25 protein-coding genes and 1 pseudogene are annotated in these 25,844 nt (G+C 72.3%); 11 read left to right on the forward strand and 15 right to left on the reverse strand.

Annotation, left to right across the window (positions count from 1 at the left end):
* Together HPY23_RS19435 and HPY23_RS19440 are read left to right on the forward strand one after the other, a co-directional pair.
* Window positions 1-232: pseudogene (locus tag HPY23_RS19435) on the forward strand (AAA family ATPase); the annotation flags it as partial.
* Complete coding sequence (locus HPY23_RS19440) at window positions 229-1,230, forward strand: hypothetical protein (protein ID WP_091887572.1); 1,002 nt, start codon at window positions 229-231, stop codon at window positions 1,228-1,230. The pseudogene HPY23_RS19435 and the gene HPY23_RS19440, both read left to right, overlap by 4 nt.
* Window positions 1,231-1,498: 268 nt before the next feature.
* On the opposite strand, the gene HPY23_RS19445 is transcribed toward HPY23_RS19440, so the two are convergent.
* Window positions 1,499-2,179 carry a hypothetical protein gene (locus HPY23_RS19445; protein WP_091887569.1) on the reverse strand — a complete coding sequence of 227 codons (681 nt, stop codon included), beginning with the start codon at window positions 2,177-2,179 and terminating at the stop codon, window positions 1,499-1,501.
* A 343-nt stretch (window positions 2,180-2,522) separates the two neighbouring features.
* Between HPY23_RS19445 and HPY23_RS19450 the strand changes: the two genes are divergently transcribed.
* Complete coding sequence (locus tag HPY23_RS19450) at window positions 2,523-3,263, forward strand: trna delta -isopentenylpyrophosphate transferase (RefSeq protein ID WP_091887629.1); 741 nt, start codon at window positions 2,523-2,525, stop codon at window positions 3,261-3,263.
* Window positions 3,264-3,398: 135 nt separating this feature from the next.
* Here the strand turns inward: HPY23_RS19450 and HPY23_RS19455 are convergent, their stop codons facing one another.
* From HPY23_RS19455 to HPY23_RS19480, 6 genes are all read right to left on the reverse strand, one after another.
* Complete coding sequence (locus tag HPY23_RS19455) at window positions 3,399-4,280, reverse strand: 3-hydroxybutyryl-CoA dehydrogenase (RefSeq protein WP_091754051.1); 882 nt, start codon at window positions 4,278-4,280, stop codon at window positions 3,399-3,401.
* 146 nt (window positions 4,281-4,426) lie between these two features.
* Window positions 4,427-5,377, reverse strand: coding sequence for an electron transfer flavoprotein subunit alpha/FixB family protein (locus HPY23_RS19460; RefSeq protein ID WP_091887568.1), 951 nt, complete (start codon window positions 5,375-5,377; stop codon window positions 4,427-4,429).
* A gap of 40 nt (window positions 5,378-5,417) precedes the next feature.
* The gene (locus HPY23_RS19465; RefSeq protein ID WP_091754049.1) at window positions 5,418-6,167 is read right to left on the reverse strand and encodes an electron transfer flavoprotein subunit beta/FixA family protein; all 750 of its coding nucleotides are present in this window, start codon (window positions 6,165-6,167) and stop codon (window positions 5,418-5,420) included.
* A 232-nt stretch (window positions 6,168-6,399) separates the two neighbouring features.
* Window positions 6,400-6,975, reverse strand: coding sequence for a cob(I)yrinic acid a,c-diamide adenosyltransferase (locus HPY23_RS19470; protein ID WP_060849592.1), 576 nt, complete (start codon window positions 6,973-6,975; stop codon window positions 6,400-6,402).
* Window positions 6,976-7,125: 150 nt separating this feature from the next.
* Window positions 7,126-7,716, reverse strand: a complete 591-nt coding sequence (locus HPY23_RS19475; protein WP_091887566.1) for an acyloxyacyl hydrolase — start codon at window positions 7,714-7,716, stop codon at window positions 7,126-7,128.
* Window positions 7,717-7,851: 135 nt separating this feature from the next.
* Window positions 7,852-8,037 carry a twin transmembrane helix small protein gene (locus HPY23_RS19480; RefSeq protein WP_060848889.1) on the reverse strand — a complete coding sequence of 62 codons (186 nt, stop codon included), beginning with the start codon at window positions 8,035-8,037 and terminating at the stop codon, window positions 7,852-7,854.
* Window positions 8,038-8,443: 406 nt separating this feature from the next.
* Between HPY23_RS19480 and HPY23_RS19485 the strand changes: the two genes are divergently transcribed.
* Window positions 8,444-9,199 carry an outer membrane protein gene (locus tag HPY23_RS19485; protein WP_060848888.1) on the forward strand — a complete coding sequence of 252 codons (756 nt, stop codon included), beginning with the start codon at window positions 8,444-8,446 and terminating at the stop codon, window positions 9,197-9,199.
* A gap of 106 nt (window positions 9,200-9,305) precedes the next feature.
* On the opposite strand, the gene HPY23_RS19490 is transcribed toward HPY23_RS19485, so the two are convergent.
* The 4 genes from HPY23_RS19490 to lptM form a co-directional block, all read right to left on the reverse strand.
* Window positions 9,306-11,924, reverse strand: a complete 2,619-nt coding sequence (locus tag HPY23_RS19490; RefSeq protein WP_091887564.1) for a TIGR02302 family protein — start codon at window positions 11,922-11,924, stop codon at window positions 9,306-9,308.
* A gap of 98 nt (window positions 11,925-12,022) precedes the next feature.
* On the reverse strand, window positions 12,023-12,238 hold the full coding sequence (locus HPY23_RS19495; RefSeq protein ID WP_060848879.1) for a hypothetical protein: 216 nt from the start codon (window positions 12,236-12,238) through the stop codon (window positions 12,023-12,025).
* Window positions 12,239-12,324: 86 nt separating this feature from the next.
* Window positions 12,325-13,596, reverse strand: coding sequence for a diaminopimelate decarboxylase (gene lysA, locus HPY23_RS19500; RefSeq protein WP_091887563.1), 1,272 nt, complete (start codon window positions 13,594-13,596; stop codon window positions 12,325-12,327).
* Window positions 13,597-13,708: 112 nt separating this feature from the next.
* Complete coding sequence (lptM, locus tag HPY23_RS19505; protein WP_060848877.1) at window positions 13,709-14,059, reverse strand: LPS translocon maturation chaperone LptM; 351 nt, start codon at window positions 14,057-14,059, stop codon at window positions 13,709-13,711.
* A 349-nt stretch (window positions 14,060-14,408) separates the two neighbouring features.
* On the opposite strand from lptM, the gene HPY23_RS19510 reads away from it, so the two are divergent.
* Window positions 14,409-16,517: a hybrid sensor histidine kinase/response regulator gene (locus tag HPY23_RS19510; RefSeq protein ID WP_091887561.1), complete on the forward strand. Its 2,109-nt coding sequence runs from the start codon at window positions 14,409-14,411 to the stop codon at window positions 16,515-16,517.
* Between the two features lie 57 nt (window positions 16,518-16,574).
* Here HPY23_RS19510 and HPY23_RS19515 read toward each other — a convergent pair whose 3' ends face one another.
* The 3 genes from HPY23_RS19515 to HPY23_RS19525 all read right to left on the reverse strand — a co-directional run bounded on the left by HPY23_RS19515 (window position 16,575) and on the right by HPY23_RS19525 (window position 18,787).
* The gene (locus tag HPY23_RS19515) at window positions 16,575-16,823 is read right to left on the reverse strand and encodes a 3',5'-cyclic-nucleotide phosphodiesterase (RefSeq protein ID WP_091887559.1); all 249 of its coding nucleotides are present in this window, start codon (window positions 16,821-16,823) and stop codon (window positions 16,575-16,577) included.
* 256 nt (window positions 16,824-17,079) lie between these two features.
* Window positions 17,080-17,979: a hypothetical protein gene (locus tag HPY23_RS19520; RefSeq protein ID WP_091887557.1), complete on the reverse strand. Its 900-nt coding sequence runs from the start codon at window positions 17,977-17,979 to the stop codon at window positions 17,080-17,082.
* 175 nt (window positions 17,980-18,154) lie between these two features.
* Window positions 18,155-18,787, reverse strand: coding sequence for a DUF1134 domain-containing protein (locus HPY23_RS19525; RefSeq protein ID WP_091754039.1), 633 nt, complete (start codon window positions 18,785-18,787; stop codon window positions 18,155-18,157).
* A 100-nt stretch (window positions 18,788-18,887) separates the two neighbouring features.
* Between HPY23_RS19525 and HPY23_RS19530 the strand changes: the two genes are divergently transcribed.
* Window positions 18,888-19,373, forward strand: coding sequence for a YHS domain-containing (seleno)protein (locus HPY23_RS19530; protein ID WP_091887555.1), 486 nt, complete (start codon window positions 18,888-18,890; stop codon window positions 19,371-19,373).
* Window positions 19,374-19,389: 16 nt separating this feature from the next.
* On the opposite strand, the gene HPY23_RS19535 is transcribed toward HPY23_RS19530, so the two are convergent.
* The gene (locus tag HPY23_RS19535) at window positions 19,390-20,259 is read right to left on the reverse strand and encodes a 3'(2'),5'-bisphosphate nucleotidase CysQ family protein (protein WP_236012734.1); all 870 of its coding nucleotides are present in this window, start codon (window positions 20,257-20,259) and stop codon (window positions 19,390-19,392) included.
* A gap of 175 nt (window positions 20,260-20,434) precedes the next feature.
* Between HPY23_RS19535 and chpT the strand changes: the two genes are divergently transcribed.
* The 5 genes from chpT to HPY23_RS19560 form a co-directional block, all read left to right on the forward strand.
* Window positions 20,435-21,145: a histidine phosphotransferase ChpT gene (gene chpT / locus HPY23_RS19540; protein ID WP_060848871.1), complete on the forward strand. Its 711-nt coding sequence runs from the start codon at window positions 20,435-20,437 to the stop codon at window positions 21,143-21,145.
* Between the two features lie 191 nt (window positions 21,146-21,336).
* Window positions 21,337-24,087 carry a hybrid sensor histidine kinase/response regulator gene (locus tag HPY23_RS19545; protein WP_200649663.1) on the forward strand — a complete coding sequence of 917 codons (2,751 nt, stop codon included), beginning with the start codon at window positions 21,337-21,339 and terminating at the stop codon, window positions 24,085-24,087.
* Window positions 24,088-24,165: 78 nt separating this feature from the next.
* Complete coding sequence (locus HPY23_RS19550; protein WP_060848869.1) at window positions 24,166-24,666, forward strand: chemotaxis protein CheW; 501 nt, start codon at window positions 24,166-24,168, stop codon at window positions 24,664-24,666.
* A gap of 15 nt (window positions 24,667-24,681) precedes the next feature.
* Window positions 24,682-25,047, forward strand: coding sequence for a response regulator (locus HPY23_RS19555; protein ID WP_060848868.1), 366 nt, complete (start codon window positions 24,682-24,684; stop codon window positions 25,045-25,047).
* A 241-nt stretch (window positions 25,048-25,288) separates the two neighbouring features.
* Window positions 25,289-25,844: response regulator (locus HPY23_RS19560; protein WP_200649664.1), on the forward strand; the 556-nt coding region annotated here is incomplete at its 3' end.

The raw sequence follows: 25,844 nt of genomic DNA on the forward strand, positions 1-25,844 counted from the left end.
GCTCCGCCCCGATGCCGCCGCGACGGCGCAACGCCTCGCCGAGACCGGCCGGCGCCTCGCCGCGGCGCGGGGACGCGCGGCCGCGGCCCGGGACGGGCTCGCCGTCGCCGAGGCCGAGATGGAAGTGGTCCTCGCCGCCACCGGCGGGCGCTGCCCGGCCTGCGGCACCCCCGTGGCACCCGCCTCCCTTCTCGTCGGCCACCGCCACTCCGGCACGGGGGATGCCGCATGATCCTCGGACGCGAGCGGCTCGACGCCGCGCCGGTCGCCTGCGCCGGTCTCCTCGTGATCGGCGATCCCCACGTCTCGTCGCGCCGGCCCGGGCGGCGCAGGGACCCGGACTGGCCGGCGCCGGTCCTGAACAAGCTCGAGCATTGCGTGGCATTGGCGAATGCCCGCGACCTCGCGCCGGTGCTCCTCGGCGACCTGTTCGAGCGCCCGGTGGAGCCCGACGAGAGCCTGAAGTCGCGGCTGATCCGCATCCTCAAGGGCTTCCGGCACCGGCCGCTCGCCAATGTCGGCAACCACGACATCCGCCATACCCGCCTGTCCGACGGCGACAGCCTGGCGATGCTGGCGGTGAGCGACGTCCTCGACGTCGTGCCGGAATCCGGCCCGGCGGCGCTCTACGCCGTGAACGACCGCCGCCTCGGCTTCGGCGCGACGCCGTTCGGGCAGGCGATCCCCACGGATGTCCGCGGGCTGATCCCGCAGGCCGATGCCGTCCTCTGGCTCACCCACCACGACCTCGCCTTCGGGGCGGGCTATCCGGGCGCGGTGCCGCCCGAGGCGATCCGTGGCTGCGCGCTCGCGATCAACGGCCACGTCCACAAGCGCCACGCCCCGATGCAGGTCGGGGAAACGCGCTGGTTCAACCCGGGCAACATCACCCGCGGCTCGGTCGACCTGATCGCCCACATCCCCGCGGTCTACGTGCTCGCCGGCGATCTCTCGCTCACCGAGGAGCGCCTGCCGCACGTCGCCGACGTGTTCGACCTCACCGGCCGCCAGGTCGCCGCCGATGCCTCGCCGGAGGCGATCGGCCGGATCGAGAGCGCCTTCGTGTCGCTGCTCCAGGCCGAGACCGCCACCGACCTCGCCCGCAGCGACGACGGCGCCCTGATCCGGGAGGAGATCGAGGCGAAGTTCGTGCGCGACGCGACGCCGGCGCCGGTCCAGGCGGCGATCCGCTCGCTGATCGAGGCGGCGGTGGCCCGGCGCGGGACTTGATACGATGTCCGTTCGATCCGCTCGATTAAACACTCCGAGGAGGGAGAGTTAGAGTCTGTTCGGCCGGTCGAAATAATTTATCCCATCAGCAATCTTATCGTGAGATGTTAGTCGATCTCTGATCGACTGACCTCGAAGGAAGGCTCCAGAAGACTCCTAGATCGCTGGATCCCTCCTTCGATGATCGCGGCGTTCGCACCTCAGGATGAGGTTGAGGGTAGCATAGAAGATCCCGTCACGATTGTGTCGTCGCAAGTCAAGCAGGCCTTTAGAACCCGAACGGATCGGGATAAGGCAACGGCCGCCGGCGCACTGCGGTCTCGGGCAGGATCGGCCGGCCGATATCGACCGCCAGCAGACCCTCGACGGCGAGCGCCAGCACCGCCGCGACGCCGTCCTGGGCGTTGATCGCCATCCCGGCGCAGTCGACCAGCCGGCCGGTGCCGCATTCGTCGAGGTGGTGCAGGATGCGCACCCGGTCGCCGGCCGAGACGTAGGTGCGGCGGCAGGCCATGATCAGCCGCACCGTCGAGATCCGGGGCTCGGCCCGCAGCGAGGCCGCGCTCTCGATGACGAAGCGCCGCCCGTCCTCGGCCACCACCGGCTCGCCCGCCACGTAGGCGGTGCGGAAGGGATGGCGGCTGAGGTCGGCCTCCGCCACCACGTCGACGAGGAGGCCCGGCTCGTCGGTGCGGACCTGCTCGAAATCGGCGGCGTGCTCGATCATTCCGTCGCCCAGCGGCAGGCGGATCGGCGTCGGTGCCGCCTTCAGCCGCTCCACCCCCGGATCGAGGGCCGCGATGGCCAGGAAATCCGCGACCAGCGCCTGGCGCGGCACAGCCGCGACGAGCGGCGCGGCGCGTCGGGGCGAGGGGCTGCGCACGGCGCTGCGGCGCTGGCCCGGCCGCTCGAGCAAGGCCGAGGAATCGAGGAGGGCGGGCGTGCTCATGCGGGGCTCCGGGCGGGTGGCGGCGCGCGCCACGCGATCCGCTACAGTCGAGGTGGTGTCTCTCTATAAGAACATTTAGCGAACATGATCCGGTTCGGCAACGCGACCCAATCCTCGTGCTCCGAGAGTCGTGGCGCTATGGGGTGACCGATCCGGCGGCAGCTTGGCGCTGGGACGAATGAGTGGCCACGCTGCGACGAAAAATCCCGGGCCGCAGCGATCTCGTCTCGCGGCACACGCGCGAAAACCCTCGCGAACCGGATGGCGGCGTGCTAGAGAACAAATACGGAACGAGCGAACCGGTCCGCCGGGCGCCCGCCGTCAGCAGGTGAGATCGATCGAGATGAGCGCAACCACCGACAAGCAGATCGCCGACATCCTCGCCACCTACGGCGAGCCGCTCGCCGGCAACGTCTGGCGCGTGCAGGGCACCGCCGTGATCTACCACAAGGCCCTGGAGCGGATCGCCGTGCAGGCCCGCATCCGCTTCGATGCGCCGGTGATCGTGCGGGCGGAGCGGGACGAGGCGGTGATCCTGGTGACCGGCCACATGCCGGGCCCGAACGGCGACCGCACCGAGTGGTCGATCGGCGAGGCGCTGATCGGCGTGAACTACCGCGTTTCGGGCCGCCAGGCGGCCTACGTCTTCGCCATGGCGGAGAAGCGGGCCAAGGACCGGGTGATCCTCAAGCTCGCCGGCTTGCATGGCCTGCTCTATTCCGAGGACGAGGCCGACGAGTTCAAGGCGAGCCGTCCCGACCTCGTGGCCGCCAACGCCCCGGCGCGCCGGGCCGGTCCGGCGCCGGAGGAGGACCGCAACGCCGGGCCCGCGAACGATGCCGACCTGCCGCCGGCCGAGACGGGCGGCAGCGCGACCGACGCCGATCTGACGGCGCGGATCGACGAGGCGCAGTCGATCAACGCGGTCACCGACCTGATGCTGGCGCCCGAGACCCAGGCCGTCCTGGCGGCGATGGCGCCGGGCCTGCGCGACGAGGTGCGCGAGCACGCCAAGGCGCGGCTCGTCGCCCTCGGCTGGCCGGCCCGCAATACGGCCAAGTCCCGCAAGGCCGCGGTGGCGTGATCCGCCTAGAGCATTTTCCGACGAAGTGGAAACCGGTTCGTCGCGGAAAATGCGCCAAAACAAAGACTTGGAGAGCTTCGCGATTGCAGCGCGATCGTGAAGTGCTCTAGGCGAGCGGACGGGGAGCTCCGGCCCTCAGCGGGTCGGCACCGGCTCCGCGCCGCGGTAATCGTAGAAGCCGCGCTTGGTCTTGCGGCCGAGCCAGCCGGCCTCGACGTACTTCACCAGGAGCGGGCAGGGGCGGTACTTCGAATCGGCCAGGCCCTCGTAGAGCACCTGCATGATCGACAGGCAGGTATCGAGGCCGATGAAGTCGGCGAGCTGGAGCGGGCCCATCGGGTGGTTGGCGCCGAGCCGCATCGCGGTGTCGATCGAATCGACCGAGCCGACGCCCTCGTAGAGGGTGTAGATCGCCTCGTTGATCATCGGCAGCAGGATGCGGTTGACGATGAAGGCCGGAAAATCCTCCGACACCGTCACGATCTTGCCGAGGCGCCGCACGAAGGCCTTGGCCGATTCGTAGGTCGGGTCCTCGGTGGCGATGCCGCGGATCAGCTCGACGAGCTGCATCACCGGCACCGGGTTCATGAAGTGGATGCCGATGAACCGCTCCGGCCGGTCGGTCGAGGCGGCAAGGCGTGTGATCGAGATCGACGAGGTGTTGGTCGCCACCATCGTCTCGGGGCGCAGGGACGGACAGAGCGCGCTGAAGATGCTGCGCTTGATCACCTCGTCCTCGGTGGCCGCCTCGATCACCAGGTCGCAGGGACCGAAATCGTCGAACGAATCGACCGCGATGATGTGCTCGATCGCGTCGCGGCGCTGGCTCTCGGTGATCGCGCCCTTCGAGACCTGGCGCTGCAGGTTGCCGTTGACGGTGGCGAGGCCGTTCTTCAGGCGCTCGGGATCGCGGTCGTTCATCCGCACGTCGAGACCGGCCAGGGAGCAGACATGGGCGATGCCGCTGCCCATCTGGCCGGCCCCGATGATCCCGACCGTCTTGATCTCGATGCCCATCACACCCTGCCTTCCCGCCACGCGGTCCAGACCGTTCATATCATCGCGCCTTCGCAGATGCGAAGGGTTCCAGCGGAGCCCGGAAGGGTCTCGATGCCGCCCCCCGCGCGATCGGCGCGGGGGGCGGGCGTTTCAGCTTCGGCCAATCAGCCCTTGGCCTTGGCGATTTCCTGCTGCAGGTCCGGCACGACCTGGAAAAGGTCGCCGACGAGGCCGTAATCGGCGACCTGGAAGATCGGCGCCTCCTCGTCCTTGTTGATCGCGACGATGACCTTCGAGTCCTTCATGCCGGCGAGGTGCTGGATCGCCCCCGAGATGCCGACCGCGACGTAGAGGTCCGGCGCCACGACCTTGCCGGTCTGGCCGACCTGCCAGTCGTTGGGGGCGTAGCCCGCATCGACCGCCGCGCGGGACGCGCCGACCGCGGCGCCGAGCGTATCGGCGAGCGGCTCGATCAGCTCCTTGAACTTGTCGGCCGAGCCGAGCGAGCGGCCGCCCGACACGATGATGCGCGCGCCGGCGAGCTCCGGACGGTCGGACTTGGCGATCTCCTCGCCCTTGAACGACGACTTCGCCGCGGGCGAAGCGGCGGCCGACACCGCTTCGACCGGGGCGGCGGAGCCGCCCTCGGGGGTCGCCTGGAAGGCGGCGGTGCGCACCGTGATCACCCGCTTGGCGTCGGTGGCCTGCACGGTCTGGATCGCGTTGCCGGCGTAGATCGGCCGCTCGAACGTGTCGGGACCCGCCACCTTGATGATGTCGGAGACCTGCGCGACGTCGAGGAGGGCGGCGACGCGCGGCAGCACGTTCTTGCCCTCGGTCGAGGCGGCGGCGACCACGGTGTCGTAGTTCGCGGCGAGCTCGGCGACCAGCGACGCGGTCGGCTCGGCGAGGAGGTGGTCGAGGGCGGCGTCGGCGGCCACCAGCACCTTCTCGATCCCGTCGAGCTTGGCGGCGGCCTCGGCCGCGCCTTGCGCATCGGCGCCGACCACGAGGGCGTGGATCGGGGCGCCGAGCTGCTTGGCCGCCGTCAGGGCCTTTGTGCTGGCGTCCTTCACGGCGCCGCCGGCATGCTCGACCAGCAGGAGGGTGGTCATGGCGTGTCGTTCCTTCCTTTCGCGGGAAGCGCGGCGATCCTCAGAGGACGCCCGCCTCGACCTTCAGCTTGTTGACGAGCTCGGCGGCGCTGGCGACCTTGACGCCGGCCTTGCGGCCGCCCGGCTCGACGGTCTTGAGCACCTTGAGGCGCGGGCTCACGTCGACGCCGAGCGCCTCCGGCTCCACGGTGTCGAGGGGCTTCTTCTTCGCCTTCATGATGTTGGGCAGCGAGGCGTAGCGCGGCTCGTTGAGGCGGAGATCCGTGGTGACGATCGCCGGCAGCGTCAGGTTCAGGGTCTGCAGGCCGCCGTCGATCTCGCGCACCACGTCGAGGTTGCCGTCCGCGACCTCGAGCTTGAACGCGAAGGTGCCCTGCGGCCAGCCGAGCAGCGCGGCGAGCATCTGGCCGGTCTGGTTCGAGTCGTCGTCGATCGCCTGCTTGCCGAGGATGACGAGATCCGGGCTCTCCTTTTCGACCAGTGCCTTGAGGAGCTTGGCGACGGCGAGCGGCTCGACGGCGGCGTCGGTCTTGACCAGGATGCCGCGGTCGGCGCCCATGGCGAGCGCGGTGCGGATCGTCTCCTGCGCCTGCTGCGGGCCGATCGAGACGGCGACGATCTCGGTGACCTTGCCCTTCTCCTTGAGGCGGATCGCCTCCTCGACGGCGATCTCGTCGAAGGGGTTCATCGACATCTTGACGTTGGCGAGCTCGACGCCGGAGCCGTCCGGCTTCACCCGGATCTTCACGTTGTAGTCGACCACCCGCTTGACGGGCACCAGAACCTTCATGATCGTCGCATCCTTCAGGACGAAGGGACGATGGTGACCGGGCCCTCCCTCGGCCGGCCAGCGATCATCCCCGATGGAGCACGGTGGCGCGGACCGTAGCGGCCGATTTTCGCAATTGTCAACGCGCGCCGGCGGGCGGCCGCCCCACCGTTAAGTGCAGCCCGCGGCACCTGCGCGGGACCCGTGTTGCCCGCGCGGGCGCCGGTACCTGTCGGAGCCCGGAGGGGGCATCTCAGGTGCGCGTCTTGCCCGGCACCCAGAGCACGTCGGCGGCCCCGCCGTCGTTGGCGACCCGGGCGGCGACGAACAGGAAGTCCGACAGGCGGTTGAGGTACTGGATCGCCACCGGCGAGACGGTCTCGCCCGGCGTGGCGGCGAGCGCCACCGCCAGCCGCTCGGCCCGGCGGCAGACCGTGCGGGCGAGGTGGAGGGCGGCGGCGGCCGCCGACCCGCCCGGCAGCACGAAGGAGCGCAAGGGCGACAGGCCGGCATTGAGCGCGTCGATCTCGCGCTCGACCCGCTCGACCTGGGCGGCGACGATCCGCAGCGGCTCGTAGGAGAGAGGCTCCCCGGTCTCCGGGGTGGCGAGGTCGGCGCCGAGATCGAACAGGTCGTTCTGCATCCGCCCGAGCATGGCGTCGAGCTCGCCGGTGGTGTGCAGGCGGGCGAGGCCCAGGCAGGCATTGGTCTCGTCGACGGTGCCGTAGGTCTCGACCCGCAGGTCAGCCTTCGAGCGGCGTTCTCCGCTGGCCAGAGCCGTCGTGCCGGTATCGCCGGTGCGGGTGTAGATGCGGTTGAGGACGACCACGGTCAGGCTCCCTTCGGCAGGCCGTTGGCCCGCCGTCATGAGCGACGTTGTAGCGGGCCCGCGCCGAGGCGCCAGGGCCACCATCGTCGGGCCGGCCCGGATCCCGGATTCATCGCCAACGCCGCGCCGGGCGCTGGGCCGTGTCGACGATCAGAACGTATAAGCGATCTTGCCGCCGAAATTCGTCAGGCCGCGATTCGTGACGCAGAGGCCTGCATTCGACATGTGCTCGATCGTCGCCATCACGCTCCAGTGCTCGGTGAGCCGGAAGCCGACGGCCGCCGCCTCGCGGAACAGCGGGTTGCAGCCGAGCGCGTTGAAGGTCTTGGGCACGCCGGCCTTCGGGCCGGTATAGCCGTCGTGGAAGCCGGCGCCGAAGAAGCCTTCGACGAAGATCCGGTCGGTGATGTCGGCGGTCCAGGTCGCGCCGAGATAGGCGTAGCTGGTGCGGCCGTCGACGTTGTAGCTGCCGCCCACCGTCGGGCGCGGCACGAAGGCGGCCCAGAACCGGTCGAGCCCGGTGACCGGCTTGGCGAACAGGATCTCGCCGTTGATGTTGCTGGTGTTCTTCTCGTTGCTGCCCGGATCCTGGGCGGAGCCGCCGATGCGGAACTCCGACACGATGCTGAGCGGCTGGACCGGCGGCCGGTAGGACGGGACCAGCGCCGAGGGGTCGGCGGCCTGGGCGGCCGGGGCGGCCAGCATGATCGCCGCGGCAAGGCTCGGAAGGATTACGCGCATCTGTCGAACGGTCCACCGCCCCGTGGCTGGGGCGGAATCCACCCTAGTCCTCGCGCTCGCGTCCCGTCTCGCCGCACAATCCGTGCGGGCATGGTTTTCCACCCCGTGCGACCGGCCCGCCACAGTCTCGCAAGGTCACCCGCCGCGCCACCACAGCACCCCCATGATCACCACGATCGCGACGAGCTGGAGCAGCACCCGCAGCCGCATCAGGCGCTGCGAGAGGTTGGCGCTGCCGCCGCGCAGCATGTTGCCGAGGCCGAGGAGCAGCACGGCGGCGACCGCCAGGCAGGCGACGAGGACGAGGGTGTTGCTGGACATCGGGATGATCGCTCGGGGCCGGGCTCGCGGGAGGTCGATGGCCTGATAGGGCGTATCGGGCGCATCCGGGGAGGCGGCCCCGCGCCGCAGGAGCGGGGCACGCCGCCGGAGCGGGTTCGGTAGGCTGCGATCGGTCGCCGGCGAAAAGATGGCGCTCGACCATATGTTCGGTCATCGGCGGACTGCCCCAAAGTCACCGCCATAATTAGGGCAACGGATTCACCTTCGCTTCACCTTTGACTGTCGCCTTCGGTGTTGCACAAATGCGATAGCCTCGAACAGCCCATCATGATTGTGTGCCGGCGCCGGGTTGCTGCGGCGCAGCGATGCGTCCGCCCGGCACGAGATCCGAACCGGGCGGCGACCGCATGATCGGGCCGGCCCGACGACCATGGGGGTTGTTCACGTGAAGTCCTACCTGCTCGCCACCGCCGGCCTCCTCGCGCTCGCGGGTGCCGCCCAGGCCGCCGATCTGCCGCGCCGCGTCGCGCCGCCGCCGGTCTACCCGGTGGCCCCGCCGGCCTTCACCTGGACCGGGTTCTATGCCGGCGTGAACGCGGGCGGCGCCGTCGGCGGCGACTTCCGCGCCTCGACGACCTCCCCGCGCCCGGCCGCCCTGCCGGCCGCCCGCGGCGAGGCTTCGGCCGCCGGCTTCGTGGCGGGCGGCACCGTCGGCTACAACTACCAGTTCACGCCGAACAACGGCTTCGTGGTCGGCGTCGAGGTCGACGCCAACTACGCCGACATCCACAACGAGTTCCGCGCCTCGGCCGGCACCGCCAGCGCCAACGGCGCCCTGAAGACCGACACCTACTTCGTCACCGTCCGCGGCCGCGTCGGCTATGCCTGGGGTCCGCTGCTCGCCTACGCCACCGGCGGCTGGGCCTTCACCGAGATCGGCGCCCGCGGCATCGCCACGGGCCCGGGCCTCGTCCTGCCGGCCTCCTTCAATGCTTCGCTCCCGGTCGACGGCTACACCGTCGGCGCCGGCCTCGAATACATGATCACCCCGACCCTGTCGGTGAAGGGCGAGTACCTCTACGCCGACCTCGAGCGCGACGTCCGCTTCCGCGCCCTCGGCACCCAGTTCGGCATCCGCACCGGCCTCGACGCCCACCTGCTGAAGGTCGGCATCAACTACCACTTCAACCTGTTCAACTGAGCGCGTGGGGCCGCAGCGGCGGTCCCCTCGCTTCACCGAACGACCACGACGAGAAACGGCGCGGCTCCCATCGGGGCCGCGCCGTTTCTCGTTGCCGGGACGCCGCTCAGTTACGGCGCAGCAGGCGCTCGAAATAGTCGAGCTCTTCCGTCGGGCGGCTCGGGTCGCCGAGCTTGCGCCGCAATTCCTCCAGGATGCGCCGGGCCCGCTCGACGCCGGATTCCTCGGCGGTCGGCACCCGCACGCGGCCGTCGGAGAAATCGCGGCTGCGGGTCGGCCGACCGAGCGGGTCGCTGTCGCGGGCGCCCTGGCGGCCGGGCTGGTTGGGGTTGCCCTGGCCCTGCTGCCCGTCGGCCTGCTGGCCCTCGCCGTCCTGGCCCATCTGCTGCATCTGCTGGGCCATGCCCTGCGCGCCGCGCTGCAAGCCTTCGAGGGCGCGGCCCTGCGCGTCGACGGCGGAGCCGTCCTGGCCCTGGCCGATCGCGTTCTCGGCGTCCTTCATCGCCTGCTCGGCATCGGCGAGGCCCTGCTCGCCCTGCATGCCGAGTTCCTTCATCTTGCGCTGCATGTCCTCCAGGCGCTGGCGCAGGCCCTGCTGGCGGTCGCCCAATCCTCCCTGCTGCTGCCCGCCCTGCTGGCCGCGCTGGCCTTGCTGCTGACCATCGCCTTGCTGCGGCTCGCCGCCACGCTGGCCTTGCTGGCCGCGCTGACCCGGCTGGCGCTGTCCCTGCTGGCCCGGCTGCTGCTGACCGCGATTGCCGAAGCGGCGCTCCTGGCCCTGGCGGAAGGTTTCGTCGCGCAGTCCCTGCTGCTCGCGGGTCATCGCCTCGAGATCCTGCATCTGGCGGTTCATCTCGCGGGCGGTCGGGTCCGACATGCGCGAGTTCGGCTGGGCCGTCTGCAGGTTCTCCAGGATGCCGCGGAGCTGGTCGAGCAGGCGCTGGGCCTCGGCGGTGTCGCCGCGCTTCATCGCCTCCTGCATCTGGTCGAGCATCTTGGCCAGGTCGTCGGGCGTCACCGTGCGGTCGGCCTGCTGGCTCTGCTGCCCGGGGTTCTGCGGGTTCTGCTGCTGGCGCTCGGCGAATTCCTTCAGGAAACGGTCCATCGCCTGGCGCAGCTCGTCGGTGAGCTTGGCGATCTCCTGGTCGGAGGCGCCGCGATCGAGCGCGTCCTTCAGCCGGTCCTGGGCGGCGCGCAGCGCCTTCTCGGCATCCGAGAGGTCGCCCTCCTCGATCTGCAGCGCCATCGTCCACAGGAGGTCGGCGACCTCGGTGAGCGCCTCGTCGGTGCGGGCCGCACGCAGGCGCCGTGCCGCCTCCTTGAGGCCGAGGAAGACGCCCCATTGCGGCGTGAAGCGCTCGGGCGCGATCAGGAGGGAGTCGAGCGAGGTCTCGACCCGTGCCCGGCTCCCGTCGGGATCGAGGACGAGACGGCGGCGCTCCTCGGACAGCGAACGCGCCAGGGGCTTGGTGAAGAATCGCCCCGGCAGCGTGAAGGCGAGGGGAGCCGAGCGTCCCTCCTGGCCCGCCTCGTCCTTCGCCACCAGGGTCAGCAGCACCTTGGCGCCGGCCCAGGGGTTGTCGGTGAGGTCGACCAGGGTGCGGGTGTCGGTGGTCCCCTGCGGGTCGGAGGGCAGGGTCAGGGCCAGGCGCGGCGGCGGCACCAGGCTGCGCCCCTTCGTCTGCGGCTCGACGGTGCCCTCCGCCGAGGCGAGGCCGTAATCGTCCTTGGCCCGGTAGGCGAGGGTGAAGGTGCCGCGCCCGTTGGTCTCGGGGTTGCCCGAGAACGCGATCTCCGGCGGCCGGTCGGGAATGGTCTCGACGGTGAGGCGGTGGCTCGAGGCGAAGCCGGTCTGCACCGACACCTCGGCGGTGCCGCCGGTGAGCGTGAAGCGCTCCTCGCGCAGGTCGGGCCGGGCCGGGGCGGTGGCGGGCAAGGGCTTCAGGCCGGCCCCGGGCGTCACCGTGGCGGCGCCGGCGCCGGCGATGCGCACCACGAGCGTCGAGTTCACCGGCGCCCGCAGGTGCTGGCCCGCCTCCGCCAGGGACACGATCAGCGGCGGCATCCGGGTGTAGAGCGGCGGGTCGATCCAGCCGTCGACCCGGAAGGACGGCGCGGCCGCGACGGGCCCACGCCAGTCGAAGGCAGCGCGCAGGCGCTCGCCGGCCTCCGGGCCGGCCACGAAGGCGCCGGCCACGGCGGCGAGGATCGCGCCGGCGCGCAGGGCGTAGGGGTCGCGCCGGGCCATGCCGGGCCGCGGGCCCGAAACTTTGAGACGGGTCAGCGCCGCGGCGGCGCGCCTCCGGTGCAGCTCCCACAGGGCCAGCGTGCCGGGATCGTCGCGCCCGAGCGCGAGGCTGTCCTCGATCGTGCGGGCGGGGCGGTGGGCGAGGCCCGCGTCCCGGTCGATTCGCGCCAGCGCCTGCGGCCGGGCGATCCGTCGCAGGCGCAGGAGCGGCAGGAGGGCGCCCAGGAGCGCCAGCCCGAAGACCGCGACCCCGGCCATCCGCAGGAGCGGGCCGGCATCGAGCCACAGGCCGAGCCACGAGGCGGCGAGGAAGACCAGCACGACCGCGAGGCCGCGCCACAGGATTGGCCAGGCCTGCTCCCACAGGGTCACACGACCGGCCCGGGCCACGAGCCGGTCGAGCCCGGCGCGCACCGGATCGGCCCGGTTCTCCGGGGCCCCGGCGCTGCGCGCGGTATCCGGCTCGGCCTTCGTCATGCCCTGCTCCCGCTCGCGCTCCGTCGCGCGGCAGCCGCGCGGGAGCGAAGCGGGCAGGCTACCACGCCGGCCCGAGCGGGCCAGCGGGTCAAATCGGCTCAGGCCTGGCGGCCGGCGCGCTGCCGGTCCGCGTCCTGCGGCGCGCCGCCCGACAGGCCGACCGGTACGCCGCCTTCCTGCCGCGCCGCCGCCTCGCGCAGGGGCTGCACGGCGCTGCGGGCATGGGCGAGTGTGACCTCGTGCTCGGCCGCGATGCGGAACGCACGCGCGACCACGGCTTCGGCACGGGCGAGCAGGTTGCCTTGGGGCGCCATCGCTTCACGTCCTCCCGGTGACTGGCCGGGACGTTAGCGTGCGGGGACTGGCCGACCGGTTCGAAAAACCGGTCGCATTTTAGCGATCAGGCCGCGAGCCACTCCGGCACCCGGTCGAGCCCGATCAGCTCCTCGTAGCTCTGGCGCGGCCGGATCACCGCGTGGTCGGCACCCCGCACCAGCACCTCGGGCACCAGCGGCCGGGTGTTGTAGGTGCAGGCCTGCACGGCGCCGTAGGCGCCCGCCGACATCACGGCGATCAGGTCGCCGGGCTTCACCTCGGGCATCTCGCGGGCGAGCGCCAGGTAGTCGCCGCTCTCGCAGACCGGGCCGACCACGTCGGCGGTGATCCGGCCCGCCTCGGCCTTCGGCTCGGCCACCGGGCGGAGCGCATGGTAGGCCTCGTAGAGGGTCGGGCGGATCAGGTCGTTCATCGCCGCGTCGACGATCACGAAGGTGCGGCCCTCGCCGTGCTTCACGTAGAGCACGCGGGTGACGAGCACGCCGGCATTGCCGGCGATCATCCGGCCGATCTCGAAGACGGGCTTCAGGCCGAGCGACTTGAAGTGCGGCCGCAGCACCGCCGCGAAGGCGGCCGGGTCCGGCGGCGGGGCGTTGTCGTCGCGGTAGGGGATGCCGAGGCCGCCGCCGAAATCGACGTGGTGGAGCCGGTGGCCCGCCGCCATCAGGTCGCGGGCCAGCCCGCAGAGCAGGGCGGCCGCGTTGTCGTAGGGCGCCAGATCGGTGATCTGGCTGCCGATATGCATGTCGACGCCGACGAGCGACAGGCCCGGCAGGCGCGCCGCCCGGTCGTAGACCTCGCGGGCGCGCGAGATCGGGATGCCGAACTTGTTCTCCGACTTGCCGGTCGAGATCTTGGCGTGGGTGCGGGCATCGACGTCCGGGTTGACCCGGATCGAGACCGGCGCCGTCGCGCCCTTGGCGGCGGCCACCCGCGACAGCTGCTCCAGCTCCGGCTCGCTCTCGACGTTGAAGCACAGGATGCCGGCGTCGAGGGCGGCGGCCATCTCGCCCTCGGTCTTGCCGACGCCCGAGAACACGATCCGCTCGCCCGGCACCCCGGCGGCCAGCGCCCGGCGCAGCTCGCCCTCCGAGACGATGTCCATGCCGGCGCCCAGCCGCGCCAGGGTGGCGAGCACCGCCTGGTTCGAGTTCGCCTTCATGGCGTAGCAGACCAGCGCGTCGTCGCCGGAAAACGCCTCGGCGAAGACCCGGTAGTGCCGCTCCAGAGTGGCGGAGGCGTAGCAGTAGAACGGGGTGCCGACCGCGCCCGCGAGCCGCGACAGGTCGACGTCCTCGGCGTGGAGCATGCCGTTGCGGTAGGTGAAGTGATGCATGGCGAAGTGACCGGGAGAGGGACCGACGCCAAGGGGCGCTGCCGCGCCGCATCCGGCGCGACGCGCCCTCTACACGAAACCGGACCGCCTTTGCACCCTCACGTCGGCGCGGTCACAGCAGCGGGTCGAGCGGGAACGGCCCCTGGGGCACCGTGAAGCCCTTGCGCCGGCGCGAGGACGACTCGGTCGGGGCCGGGAGCCCGGTCGGCGGGGCGATCGCGGCGGCGGGCAGCTCGTCCTCCTCGTCGGGGGCGGAGCCCCCCGCGGAGAGCCCGACGCCGCCCGGCAGCGTGTTGACCGCCGCCGCGCCCGTCTTCGGCCGCGCGGTCCCGGCACCCGGGCTCGCCTTCGGCTGGGCCGCCGGCACCGCGGCGGGCGGCGGCTCGAGCGGCCCGCGCCGGCCGCAGGCGGCGACCGAGAGGGCGATCAGGCCGAGGAGGACGAGGAGGCGGGGACGGAACACGGGCGAGATCCGGGGACAAGCGTGGCGGCGGCACCATAGCGGCCCGCGCCGCGCGAGGCGAGCCCGCCCGGCGCTGTGGTTGCACCGCATTCGAGCGTGGCCGTTAAGGGAGCGTTGGAGCCCGGGCCGGAAGAGTGCGGCCGGGCCCGCCCGCGGCGGCTCCCGCCGCAGGGAATGTCCTGCAGGGATCCCCGGAGGGTTCGCGGCCGATGCCCGGGCGCCACACCGCCCGGGAAGCCGCGGGCCGGCAGGACGGGGCGGCGATCGTTTCGCTCGCCTTTCCGTTAACGAACGGTTAAGCTTCTCGCCGATCGCCGCGTCGGCTCCCCGTCGCGTTTGTGAGTGTCCCGTGAGCCTTTCGACGGTGCGGCTGCACCAGCTCCTCGTCGCTGCGGCTTTCCTGGTGCCGTGCGTCGTCCTGGTGGGTGCGGCGTGGTGGAACCGGGCCGAGGTCCTGCGGGAAGAGGACAGCGCCGTCGTGCGCACCGCCGCGGTGATGCACGAGCACGCCTCGAAGGTGTTCGACACCGCCGAGCTCGCGATGGACCGGGTCGACGACTACGTCTTCGACCGCAGCTGGACCCAGATATCGGCCCCGGCGACCGGCGGCTTCCTCGCCAGCCTGAAGGCGCCGCTGGCGCAGGCCCGGGCGGTCTGGGTGGTGGATCCGCAGGGACGGATCCGCGCCTCGAGCCGCGAGGGCGACCTCGGTCGCGAGCTCGCTGAGCGCGACGTCTTCTCGGTCCACCGCCCGAAGGATATCGGCATCTATGTCAGCCCGGCCCTGCGCGAGCCCGACGGCTCCGCCGCCTTCATGGTCAGCCGGCGGCGCTCGACCGAGGACGGGCGCTTCGACGGGGTGATCGTGATCGCGCTGGGTACCGAGTACTTCGCCCGCTTCTACGCCGAGATCGCCGCCCCGACCGCCCACCGGGCGACGCTGCTGCGCGCCGACGGCGCCGTGCTGGTGCGCGAGCCGCCCGGCCCGGAGGCCGACGAGCGGCTCGGTCCGGACGATCCGCTGCTGCGGGCGATCCGCGCCAGGCCCCAGGGCGGCGCCATCACCGGCACACCGCCCGGCGAGGCCGAGCGGCTCTACGCCTGGCGCAGGATCGGCGACTATCCGGTCGACGTCGCCTTCTCGGTCGAGACCGTCGTCGCCCTCGACCGCTGGTACGACAACCTGCGGATCTACGGCCTCGTCGCCACGGTCTCGGCCCTGACCCTGGTGCTGATGGCCTGGCTGGCGCTGGCCCGCGCTCGCGCCGAGGAGCAGGCGCTTGCCGACCTCAAGCGCGAGCACGCCCAGCGGCTCTCGGCCGAGAGCCAGCTGCGCCAGTCGCAGAAGATGGAGGCGGTGGGCCAGCTCACCGGCGGGATCGCGCACGACTTCAACAACCTGCTCGCGGTCATCACCGGCTCGCTCGAGCTGGTGCAGCGCCGCATCGCCCGGGGCGACACCGATGTCGGCCGCTTCATCGCCGGCGCCCTCGACGGCGCCGATCGGGCGGCGAAGCTCACCCACCGGCTCCTCGCCTTCGCCCGGCAGCAGCCGCTGGAGCCGCGCCCGACCGACCCGAACCGCCTCGTCGCCGGCATGGTCGACCTGCTTCGCCGCACGCTGGGCGAGACCGTGCAGGTCGAGACCCGGCTGATGGCCGACCCGCCGCCGGTCTTCGTCGACCAGAACCAGCTCGAGAACGCGATCCTCAACCTCGCGGTCAACGCCCGCGACGCGATGCCGGGGGGCGGGCGCCTCACCCTGGAGATCGCGCAGGGCAGCCTGGAGGACGGCGCGCAGGGGGTGTCGATCACCGTGCGGGACACCGGCACCGGTATGCCGCCCGAGGTGGTGGCACGGGCCTTCGAGCCGTTCTTCACCACCAAGCCGCAGGGGCGGGGCACCGGGCTCGGCCTGAGCCAGGTCTACGGCTTCGTCACGCAGTCGGGTGGGCGGGTGCGGATCGACAGCCAGCCGGGGCGGGGCACCGCCATCACGCTGACCCTGCCGGTGAGCCGGGACGCGTTGCCGGCCGAGGATGCCGGGCGGGCGCGGCTCGCCGCCCCCTCGCCCGACCGGGCCCGGCGCACGATCCTGGTGGTCGAGGACGATGCCGCGGTGCGGCTCGCCAGCGCCGAGACGATCGGCGAGCTCGGCTATCGCACAGTCACGGCGGCGGACGGAGCCGCGGCGCTCGCGGTGCTCGACGGCGAGCGCGAGGTGGCGGTGCTGTTTACCGACGTGGTGATGCCGGGCATCGATGGGCCGACGCTCGCCGCCGAGGCGCGGCGGCGGAGGCCCGCCCTGCGGGTGGTCTTCGCCACCGGCCACCCGCCGGACAGCGACCAGGAGGGGCCCCGCCCGGCTCCCGGCGAGACCGTCCTGCGCAAGCCCTTCAGCATCGAGGACTTGGCGGAGGCCCTCGAAGCCGCGAACCGGGAACAGGCCTCGGCCTGAGCCCGGCTCGCGCCCGGAACACGGGCCCGTGCGTGCCGCGGCGAGCCCGGGTCCGCCTTACTTCTTCTGCGTCTGCTCGTAGAAATCGATCGCGCGCTTGCAGTTGACCGAGATCTTCTTCATGTTCTTCTCGAAGCAGCGATCGACCTCGGGGCTTTCCGGCGGCAGGTTGCCGCAATAGGTCATGTAATCGCCGGTGCAGTACTTCTTCAGGTTGGGGTCGTCCCGCTGGGCCGAAGCCGGGCCGGCGAGCAGCATCAGGCTGCCGGCAGTCAGGAGGGCGAGCGACATCGGCCTGAGCATCATGTCTGTCGAAGCCTTGCAAAACGTGGGAAGTCGCAGCGAGATGGCCCGAAACCGGCGACCTGACAAGGGTCGCGGGGTGCCGCAGGCCGCGCCGCAACGGGCCGAGGTGGCGCCGCGGCGGACCGGACCGGACGGAAAGTTCGAGCGCTGGCAAGGGCTTGCCCGATGTTTCCGGGCCATTTCCGATCTCGCGCGGTCGGTCGGGGGACCTGCCGGGGCGACCGCGATGTGCCGCACGGCACACCGCGCCGGGCCGTCAGCCGGCCGTCGCGGGCGCGGTGCGCGGCGCGGACGGGGATAGCGGCGTCGCCGGCGGCATGCGCGGCTCGGGCCGGCCCTGCACGATCTCGCGCCCCTGCATCAGGGCGTCGGCCACCTCGGCGATCCGGCGTTCGAGGAGCGCGTTCTGGTTCGCGATCTCGGCCGGCGGCGTGCCGGCCGTCCGCACGGCCTCCTGCAGCCGCGCGATCTCGGCGCGCGCACCCTCGATCTCGGCGGCGTGGCGGGCGGTCAGGTCGGCGAGCGCGTCCTCCAGGGCCTGGACCTGCCCGCGGGCGGCGGTGGCGACGCTCTCCCCCGCCTCCGCGACGCGGCCGCGGGCGGCCCGCACCTGCTCCTCCGCGATGCCCCGGGCGGTCTCGGCCTCGGCCTGGCCGCGGCTCACGGTCTCGAGCTCCTGGCGCAGGGTCGTGAGGTCGGACAGCGCCCGCTGGTAGGGGCCCTCCAGCGCCCGCATCGCCTCCTCGGCGGCGGCCCGGGCGGTGCGGGCCTCGGCCAGCTCGCCCTCGCCGCGGGCGAGGCCGCCCCGGGCCTCGATGAGGTCGCGCTCCAGCTCGGCGAGCCGGGCGTCGCGGCGCTCGATCTCGGCGGTGAGCGCGCCGAGGCGCACGGTGCGCCGGCCGGTCTCCTCCATCTCGGCCTGCCGGGTCGCCTGCGCCTCCTCGACCCGGCGCTCGAGTTGGCGCTCGCGCACCGCGAACTCGGCCCGCAGGTGGTCCTTCTCGGCGGTCAGCTCGACGATCGACATCGGGTAGAGCGCCTCGAGCCGGCGGCGCGTCAGGCGCTCGGCCCGGGCGTTGAGCGCCGGCAGGACCAGGAGGGCGCACAGGCTGGCGCCGAGGAACCCCAGCGCCACGAACATCAGGGACTCGATCACCCGGGCGATACTTTCTCGGCGTCCGGGCGGGGCCCCGCACGGACGGTTGCAACGGATCGACGCGCCCCGGCGCAGCAGGACCGGCGTCGCGGCCGGACCCTGCCACGGGACGCTCCCGAGGACCAGCGCGGCCCGGCCGGCGCGTCGCGCGCGGTCCGGACCCTCCGCCGGATCCTCAGAAGGGGTTCCAGGTCGGCGAGTCGGTGAACTTCAGATAACCGATATTGATCCCGAACCGGGCGCCGACGCCGGCCCGGATCGGTACCACCACGATGTTGTCGGCGGTCACCGCCGACATGCCGAAGCCGCCCACCACGTAGGCCGAGCCGTCCATGCCGACGAAGCGGCGGTAGAGGGCGTTCACCCGCGGCAGGTTGTAGACTAGCATCATGCTGCGGGCCCCGTCGCCGCCGACGTCGAAGCCGAGGGACGGGCCCTGCCAGTACACCTTGCGCTGGCCGGCATTGCGGGTGAACAGCGTGCCCTCGCCGTAGCGCACGCCGCCGATGATCGCTCCCGAGGCCTCCTGGCCCAGGATGTAGCCGTTCGGCTCGCCCCAGCGGCGCGTCGCCTCCTGGACCGTCAGGGCGAGCCCGCGCGAGACCGAGCCGAAGAACTGGTGGCCCGAATCGACGATCTCCTGGGGTTGGAACGTGCCCGGATCGCCCGGGCGGCGGCCCTGCGCGGCGGCGGGCCCGGGCAGGCCCGCGGGCAGGGCGGCGGCGGCGAGCAGCAGGGCCGCGAGGGCGCGCCGGCGCGACACTCCGGCGCTCTGCCGGGCCGAGGAGGCGGAGGAGGCTGAGAGCATTCGTTAGGCATCCCGGCTTAAAGGAGGTCGTGACCGGCCCGGCCGATTCTCGTCGGAGGGCCGGCGCGGACGGCGGCGGGATGCCACGAATGCTGCGGATATGGGCAAGATCTGGTTAACGCGCCGCGGCCTGCTGTCGCTTCTCCCCGCCGCCGCGATCCTCGGGCCGGCCCGGGCCGAGACGCCGCTCGGCGTGCCGTCGCTCTACGCGGCCGATCCCCTGACCGGGCTCGCCCTCAGGGGCTACGACGCGGTCTCCTACCGGCTCGGGTCCGAGCCGGTCTCCGGGGCCGATGGGCACGACCACGTCTGGTCGGGTCTCGTCTGGCGCTTTTCCAGCGCGGCGAACCGGGGCGCCTTCTCGCGCGCGCCGGAGGTCTACGCGCCGCGGCTCGGCGGCTGCGACCCGGAGGGCGTCGCCGCCGGGCGCCTCGTCGACGCCGATCCCCTGGTGGCGAGCCTGTACGACGGCCGCCTCTACCTCTTCCGGGACGCGCAGCGCCGGGCGCGGGCCACGCCCGAACTGCTCGACGCGGCCGAGGCGCGCTGGCCCGACCTGCGGCCCGCCGCCGCGATCGGCGGCTGAGAGCCGGCGCTCCCGGTCAGGCGCCCCGTTCGGGGCAGCGCTCCGGCAGCACGGCGCGTCCGGCCTGCGACGGGTCGCCGAAGGCAGCGAACGGGCCGTTGCGGTACTGGCCGGGCAGGCGGCCGTAGCCGAAGGGGCGCCCGTCCGGGCCGACGAGGCAGCCGCCGGCCTGGGTGAGGATGTGGTCCCCGGCCGCCGTATCCCATTCCATCGTCGGGCCGCAGCGGACGTAGACGTCGCCCTCGCCGCAGGCGAGGAGCCCGAACTTGAGCGCCGAGGAGACCCCGCGCCGCCGGCCGATCGGCAGGTTCGCGAGGCAGGCCTCGTCCGCCGCCTCGCCGTGGCTGCGGCTGACGAGCGCCGTCATCCCCTCCGGCGGGAGCGGCCGGGCCGAAACGGGGCGGAACGGACCGGGACGGCCCTCGACGAGCGCGGCCTCCGCGGCCCCGGCACCCGCCGCCCAGACCCGGCCGAGGGCGGGTGCGGCGAGGGCGGCGGCGACCGGCCGCTCGCCGGCCACCAGGGCGATGTTGACCGTGTACTCGCCGGTGCCCTTCAGGAAGTCCTTCGTCCCGTCCAGGGGATCGACCAGGAAGAACAGGGCCGCCGGTGCGGCCTCGGCGGCGGTCTCCTCGGCGATCACCGGGATGCCCGGCCAGGTCTCGCCGAGCGCGGCGACGATCAGCGCCTCGGCGGCGAGGTCGGCCTGGCTCGTCGGCGAGCCGTCGGCCTTGAGGCGGTGGCTGCACCCGCCCCGCTCGAATTCCCGAAGGATCTCGCCGGCCGCCGCGGCGATCCCGGCGAGCCGGGCCGCGACGGCGTCGCGCTCGGAAGGCGTGGGCAGACGGTCGAGGGCGAGGGCGGGCGTCATGAGGGCGGACGTCATGCGGTTGTCATGCCCGCAGCCGGCGGCTTTGTCGATGACCGCGCGGCCGGCCGCAGCGTGATCGCCTTTTCAAACCGGCGCGCGGCGGCTATCCGTGCCGGCAAACCGTGGCGGGAGCCGCCGCGATCCACGCCTTCATCCGACTGCCCCATCTGCCGGCCCCGCGGAGCGCCCCATGACCACCGTCACCCTCGACGCCCTCGATCTCTCGGCGCTGCTCTGCTCGCGGGTCTGCCACGACGTGATCAGCCCGGTCGGCGCCATCGTCAACGGCCTCGAGGTGCTGGAGGACGAGGACAGCGCCGAGATGCGCGACTTCGCCCTCGACCTGATCCGCAAGAGCGCCAGGCAGGCCTCGGCCCGGCTGCAATTCGCCCGCATCGCCTTCGGGGCCGCGGGCTCGGCGGGGGCCAGCATCGACCTCGCCGACGCCGAGAACGTCGCCCGTGGCATGTTCGGCGACGAGAAGACCAAGCTGACCTGGAGCGCGCCGCGGGCGCTGTTTCCGAAGAACAAGGTGAAGCTCGTCCTCAACCTCGTGGTCATCGCCGTGACGGCGATCCCCCGCGGCGGGGTGATCGACGTCTCGATCACCGGCGAGGGCGACGCCCCGGTCTTCGTGCTGACCGCCAAGGGCGCCTATGCGCGCATCCCGCCCCACGTCGAGAAGCTGATCGCCGGGACGCCGGAGAGCGGCACCGTCGACGCCCACGCGATCCAGCCCTTCTATGCCGGCCTCGTCGCCCGCGCCGCCGAGATGGACGTGCGGTTCTCGATCGAGGGCGACACGGTCACGATCCGGGCCGAGCCGGCCGCCGCCCCGGCCGGGGATGTCGAGGACGTCCGGGACTCCGACGACCACCAGGACGGCGGTAACGGCATCTAACCCTAGGGCCGGCGGCCAGTTCGAGCCCCGGTCTCTTCGCGATTCTCTCCGGCGAGCCGGATTTTCCCCCGATTCCGGGCGGTTATGCCCGGAGCGGGTACAGTATGAGGATTGGCGGCAACGGATCATAAAGGCTCCCGTGGCAGCGTAGGCCTGCGCAGAGATCCTGCGTGGATCGACGAGTGGCCGCGATGGACGATTTGTTGCGTGAGTTCCTGACGGAGTCCGGTGAGCACCTGGACACTGTCGACCTCGAGCTCGTCCGGTTCGAGCAGGATCCGAACAACCAGACGATCCTGCGGAACATCTTCCGTCTGGTGCACACCATCAAGGGCACCTGCGGGTTCCTCGGCCTGCCGCGCCTCGAGGCGCTGGCGCATGCCGCCGAGACCCTGATGGGCAAGTTCCGCGACGGGATGCCGGTGACGAGCCCGGCCGTCAGCCTGATCCTCCAGACCCTCGACCGGATCAAGGTGATCCTGGCCGAGCTCGAGCGCACCGGCGGCGAGCCGGCGGGGGTCGACGAGGACCTGATCGGCGCCCTCGAGCGCATGTCGGAGGAGCCGGTTCCGGCGCCCGAGCCGGTTCCCGTCGCCGCCCCGGCGGCCTCCGGCACCCTGGTGCCCCAGGTGCTCGAGCGCGCCCTGAAGCCCGGCGAGGTCTCCCTCGACGATCTCGAGCGCGCCTTCCGCGACACCGCCGTCGAGATCGAGGCGCCCGCCCCCGAGGCCCTCGCCCCGATGCCGGCGCCCGAGCCGGTCCGGCCGGCGGCGCGTCCGGAGCCCGTCCGGCAGGAGGCCGCTGCCGCCGCGCCCGCCGAGGCCCGCCGCGCCGAGCCGGCGCGGTCCGAGCCGCAGCCCGCCGCCGAGAGCGAGAGCGGCCCGGTCAGCAAGGTCCAGACGATCCGGGTGAACGTCGACACCCTCGAGCACCTGATGACGATGGTGTCCGAGCTGGTGCTGACCCGCAACCAGCTCCTCGAGATCGCCCGCCGTCACGAGGACGGCAACTACAAGGTGCCGCTGCAGCGCCTGTCCCACGTCACCGCCGAGCTGCAGGAAGGGGTGATGAAGACCCGCATGCAGCCGATCGGCTCGGCCTGGCAGAAGCTGCCGCGGGTGGTGCGCGACCTCTCGTCGGAACTCGGCAAGAAGATCGACCTGGTGATGCAGGGCGCCGAGACCGAGCTGGACCGCCAGGTCCTCGAGGTCATCAAGGATCCGCTCACCCACATGGTGCGCAACTCGGCCGACCACGGCATCGAGTCGGGCGCGGAGCGCAAGTCCGCCGGCAAGCCCGAGAAGGGGACGATCCGCCTCAACGCCTTCCACGAGGGCGGCACGATCACGATCGAGATCGCCGACGACGGCAAGGGCCTCGACCTGTCGGCGATCCGCCGCAAGGCGGTCGAGCGCGGCGTCGCGACCGAGGCCGAGGTCGAGCGGATGACCGACGCCCAGGTGGCGAAGTTCATCTTCCACGCCGGCTTCTCGACCGCCAAGGCCGTCACCTCGGTCTCCGGCCGCGGCGTCGGCATGGACGTGGTGAAGACCAACATCGAGCTGATCGGCGGCACGATCGACATCCAGACCCAGCTCGGCGCCGGCACCACCTTCACGATCAAGATCCCGCTGACGCTCGCCATCGTGGCGGCGCTGATCGTCTCGGCCCGCGAGCACCGCTTCGCGATCCCGCAGGTCTCGGTGCTGGAACTGGTGCGGGTGCAGCCCGGCACCGACCACGCGGTCGAGCGCATCAACGGCTCGCCGGTCCTGCGCCTGCGCGACCGCCTGCTGCCGATCGTCCCGGTGGCGGCGATGCTCGGCCTCGACGCGCCCGACGCCCCGGCCTCGACCGACGAGGGCTTCGTGGTGGTGAGCCAGGTCGGGCGCCAGCGCTTCGGCATCCTGGTCGACGGCGTCTTCCACACGGAGGAGATCGTCGTGAAGCCGATGTCCTCCAAGCTGCGGCACATCCCGCTCTTCTCCGGCAACACCATCCTCGGCGACGGGGCGGTGGTGCTGATCATCGATCCCAACGGCGTCGCCCGGATGGTCGGTTCGGGCACGGCCAGCGGCCAGCCCGGCGAGATCGAGGCCGAGGCCGAGGGCGACGAGAACGCGGGCGATCAGGCCGTGACGCTGCTGGTGTTCAAGGGCGGCGGCGACGCGCTCAAGGCGGTGCCGCTCTCGCTGGTCACGCGCCTCGAGGAGATCGACGCCTCGAAGATCGAGTGGGTCGGCGGGCGCCCGCTGATCCAGTACCGCGGCCGCCTGATGCCCCTCGTCCCGGCCGATCCGGCCCAGGCGATGAAGCGCGACGGCGCCCAGGCCCTGGTGGTGTTCTCGGACGGCGAGCGCTCGATGGGCCTCGTGGTCGACGAGATCGTCGACATCGTCGACGAGGTGCTGGATGTCGAGCTGGTGACCGAGCGCTCGGACCTGATCGGCTCGGCGGTGGTGCGCAACCGGGCGACCGAGATCGTCAACATCGCCCACTACCTGCCGCTCGCCCACGACGATTGGGGTCAGCCGACCCACCGCGCGGTGCCCAAGGCGCCGAGCCTGCTCCTCGTCGATGACTCGGCGTTCTTCCGCGAGATGCTGACCCCGGTGCTCAAGGCGGCGGGCTTCCGCGTCGCCCAGGCCGCCGATGCCGAGGAGGCGATGCGCCATCTCCTCGGCGAGGCCCGGACCGACCTCGTGGTCTGCGATCTCGAGATGCCGGGCCGCTCGGGCTTCGACCTGATCGAGGCGATGCGCAAGGCCGGCGGCCGTCTCGCCGAGATGCCGGTGGTGGCGCTCGCCGGCACGATGGCGCCGGACTCGATCGCCCGTGCCCGGGCGCTGGGCGTCGCCGACTGCGTGGCGAAGTTCGATCGCTCCGGCCTGGTGGCGGCGGTCAACGAGATCGCCAGCGCCCCCCTCGACGCCGCGGCGTGACCCGCTGACCGCGATCGCCCGGACGCGCTCACGCCGCGTCCGGGCGCCCGATCCCCCTCACACGCCCGAGCCCCGCCCATGATGGCCGCCAACACGAACACCGCCGGCACCCCCGCGCAAGCCACCGGCGAGACCACCGACTACGTCACCGTGCTCCTGGGCGACGAGCTGTTCGGCCTGCCGATCGACCGGGTGCACGACGTCTTCATCGCCACCAACCTCACCGACGTCCCGCTGTCGCCGCCGGAGATCAAGGGCCTGCTCAACCTGCGCGGCCGCGTCGTGACGGCGCTCTGCCTGCGCCGGCGCCTCGGCCTGCCCGACCGGACCGGCGACGGCCGCAACATGGCGGTCGGCCTGGAGCATGGCGGCGAGGCCTACGGCCTGCTCGTCGACCAGGTCGGGGAGGTGATGAAGCTCGCCAACGACACCTACGAGCCGAACCCGGTCCACCTCGACACCCGCTGGCGCGCGGTCTCGCGCGGCGTGCACCGTCTCGACGGACGCCTGCTGATCATCCTCGACGTCGAGGCGGTCCTGGCCTTCGGTGACGAGCGGCCCGCCGCCACCGCCGCCTGACGCGGGGACGGCCGGATGAGAACGTTCCTGATCGTCGACGACTCGGCGGTGATCCGCAAGGTGGCCCGCCGGATCATCGAGGGCCTGGGCTTCCGGGTGGCGGAAGCCGAGGACGGCCGCGAGGCGGTCGAGCAATGCCGGTCGGCGATGCCCGACGCGGTGCTCCTCGACTGGAACATGCCGCACATGGACGGGTACGACGTCCTGCGCGCCCTGCGGCGCCTGCCGGACGGCGACCACCCGAAGGTTCTGTTCTGCACCATCGAGAACGACGTCGCGTCGATCGCCCGGGCGCTGCAGGCCGGGGCCGACGAGTACATCATGAAGCCCTTCGACAAGGACATCATGACCGCCAAGCTCCAGGCGGTCGGTCTGGCCTAGAGCATTTTTCGACGAAGCGGATACCGGTTCGTCGGAGAAAATGCGGCAAAATCAAAAACCTAGAAAGCTTCGCGATTGCAACGCGATCGTGAGGCACTCTAGGGCCGTCCGTGCCGTCGGCCTCGCCCGAGGCCGGTCGTACCGTCGGCCTTTCGCGAGGCCGGCCCGACAAGAAGCCCCGGCTCGACCCGGGACCGATCCCCCCTGGCCCGCGCCTGCGCGGCGCCGACCGAGAAACGCCATGGCCGCCTCCGCCGCGCCTTCCAACCCGTCCCCGAGCGCCGGACCGCGCATCCGCGTCCTGGTGGCCGACGATTCCGTGGTGGTGCGCGGCCTGGTCTCGCGGTGGCTCGAGGAAGCCGGGTGCGAGATCGTCGGCACCGCCGCGAACGGCCGCATCGCGCTCGATGCCCTCGACCGGGTCCAGCCCGACATCGTGCTCCTCGACATCGAGATGCCGGAGCTCGACGGCACCCAGGCGCTGCCCAAGATGCTGACCAAGCGCCCCGGGCTCCAGGTCGTCATGATGTCGACCCTGACCCAGCGCAACGCCGAGATCTCGCTGCGCTGCCTGGCGCTCGGCGCCATCGACTACCTGCCCAAGCCCGAGGGCAACCGCGGCGTCACCACCCAGGCGAGCTTCCGCGAGGACCTGGTCCAGAAGATCCGGATGCTCGGCGCCGACCTGCGCAACCGGCCCCGCGCCCGCCCCGCGGCATTGTCCGAGCGGCCGGGCTTCGGCGCCGCCGCGCCGGTCGAGCGGGTCGCCTCGCCGCTCTCGGCCCCCGCGCCGCGCC

Origin of the sequence: Methylobacterium ajmalii (assembly GCF_016613415.1) — a bacterium.
Taxonomy (GTDB): Bacteria; Pseudomonadota; Alphaproteobacteria; order Rhizobiales; family Beijerinckiaceae; genus Methylobacterium; species Methylobacterium ajmalii.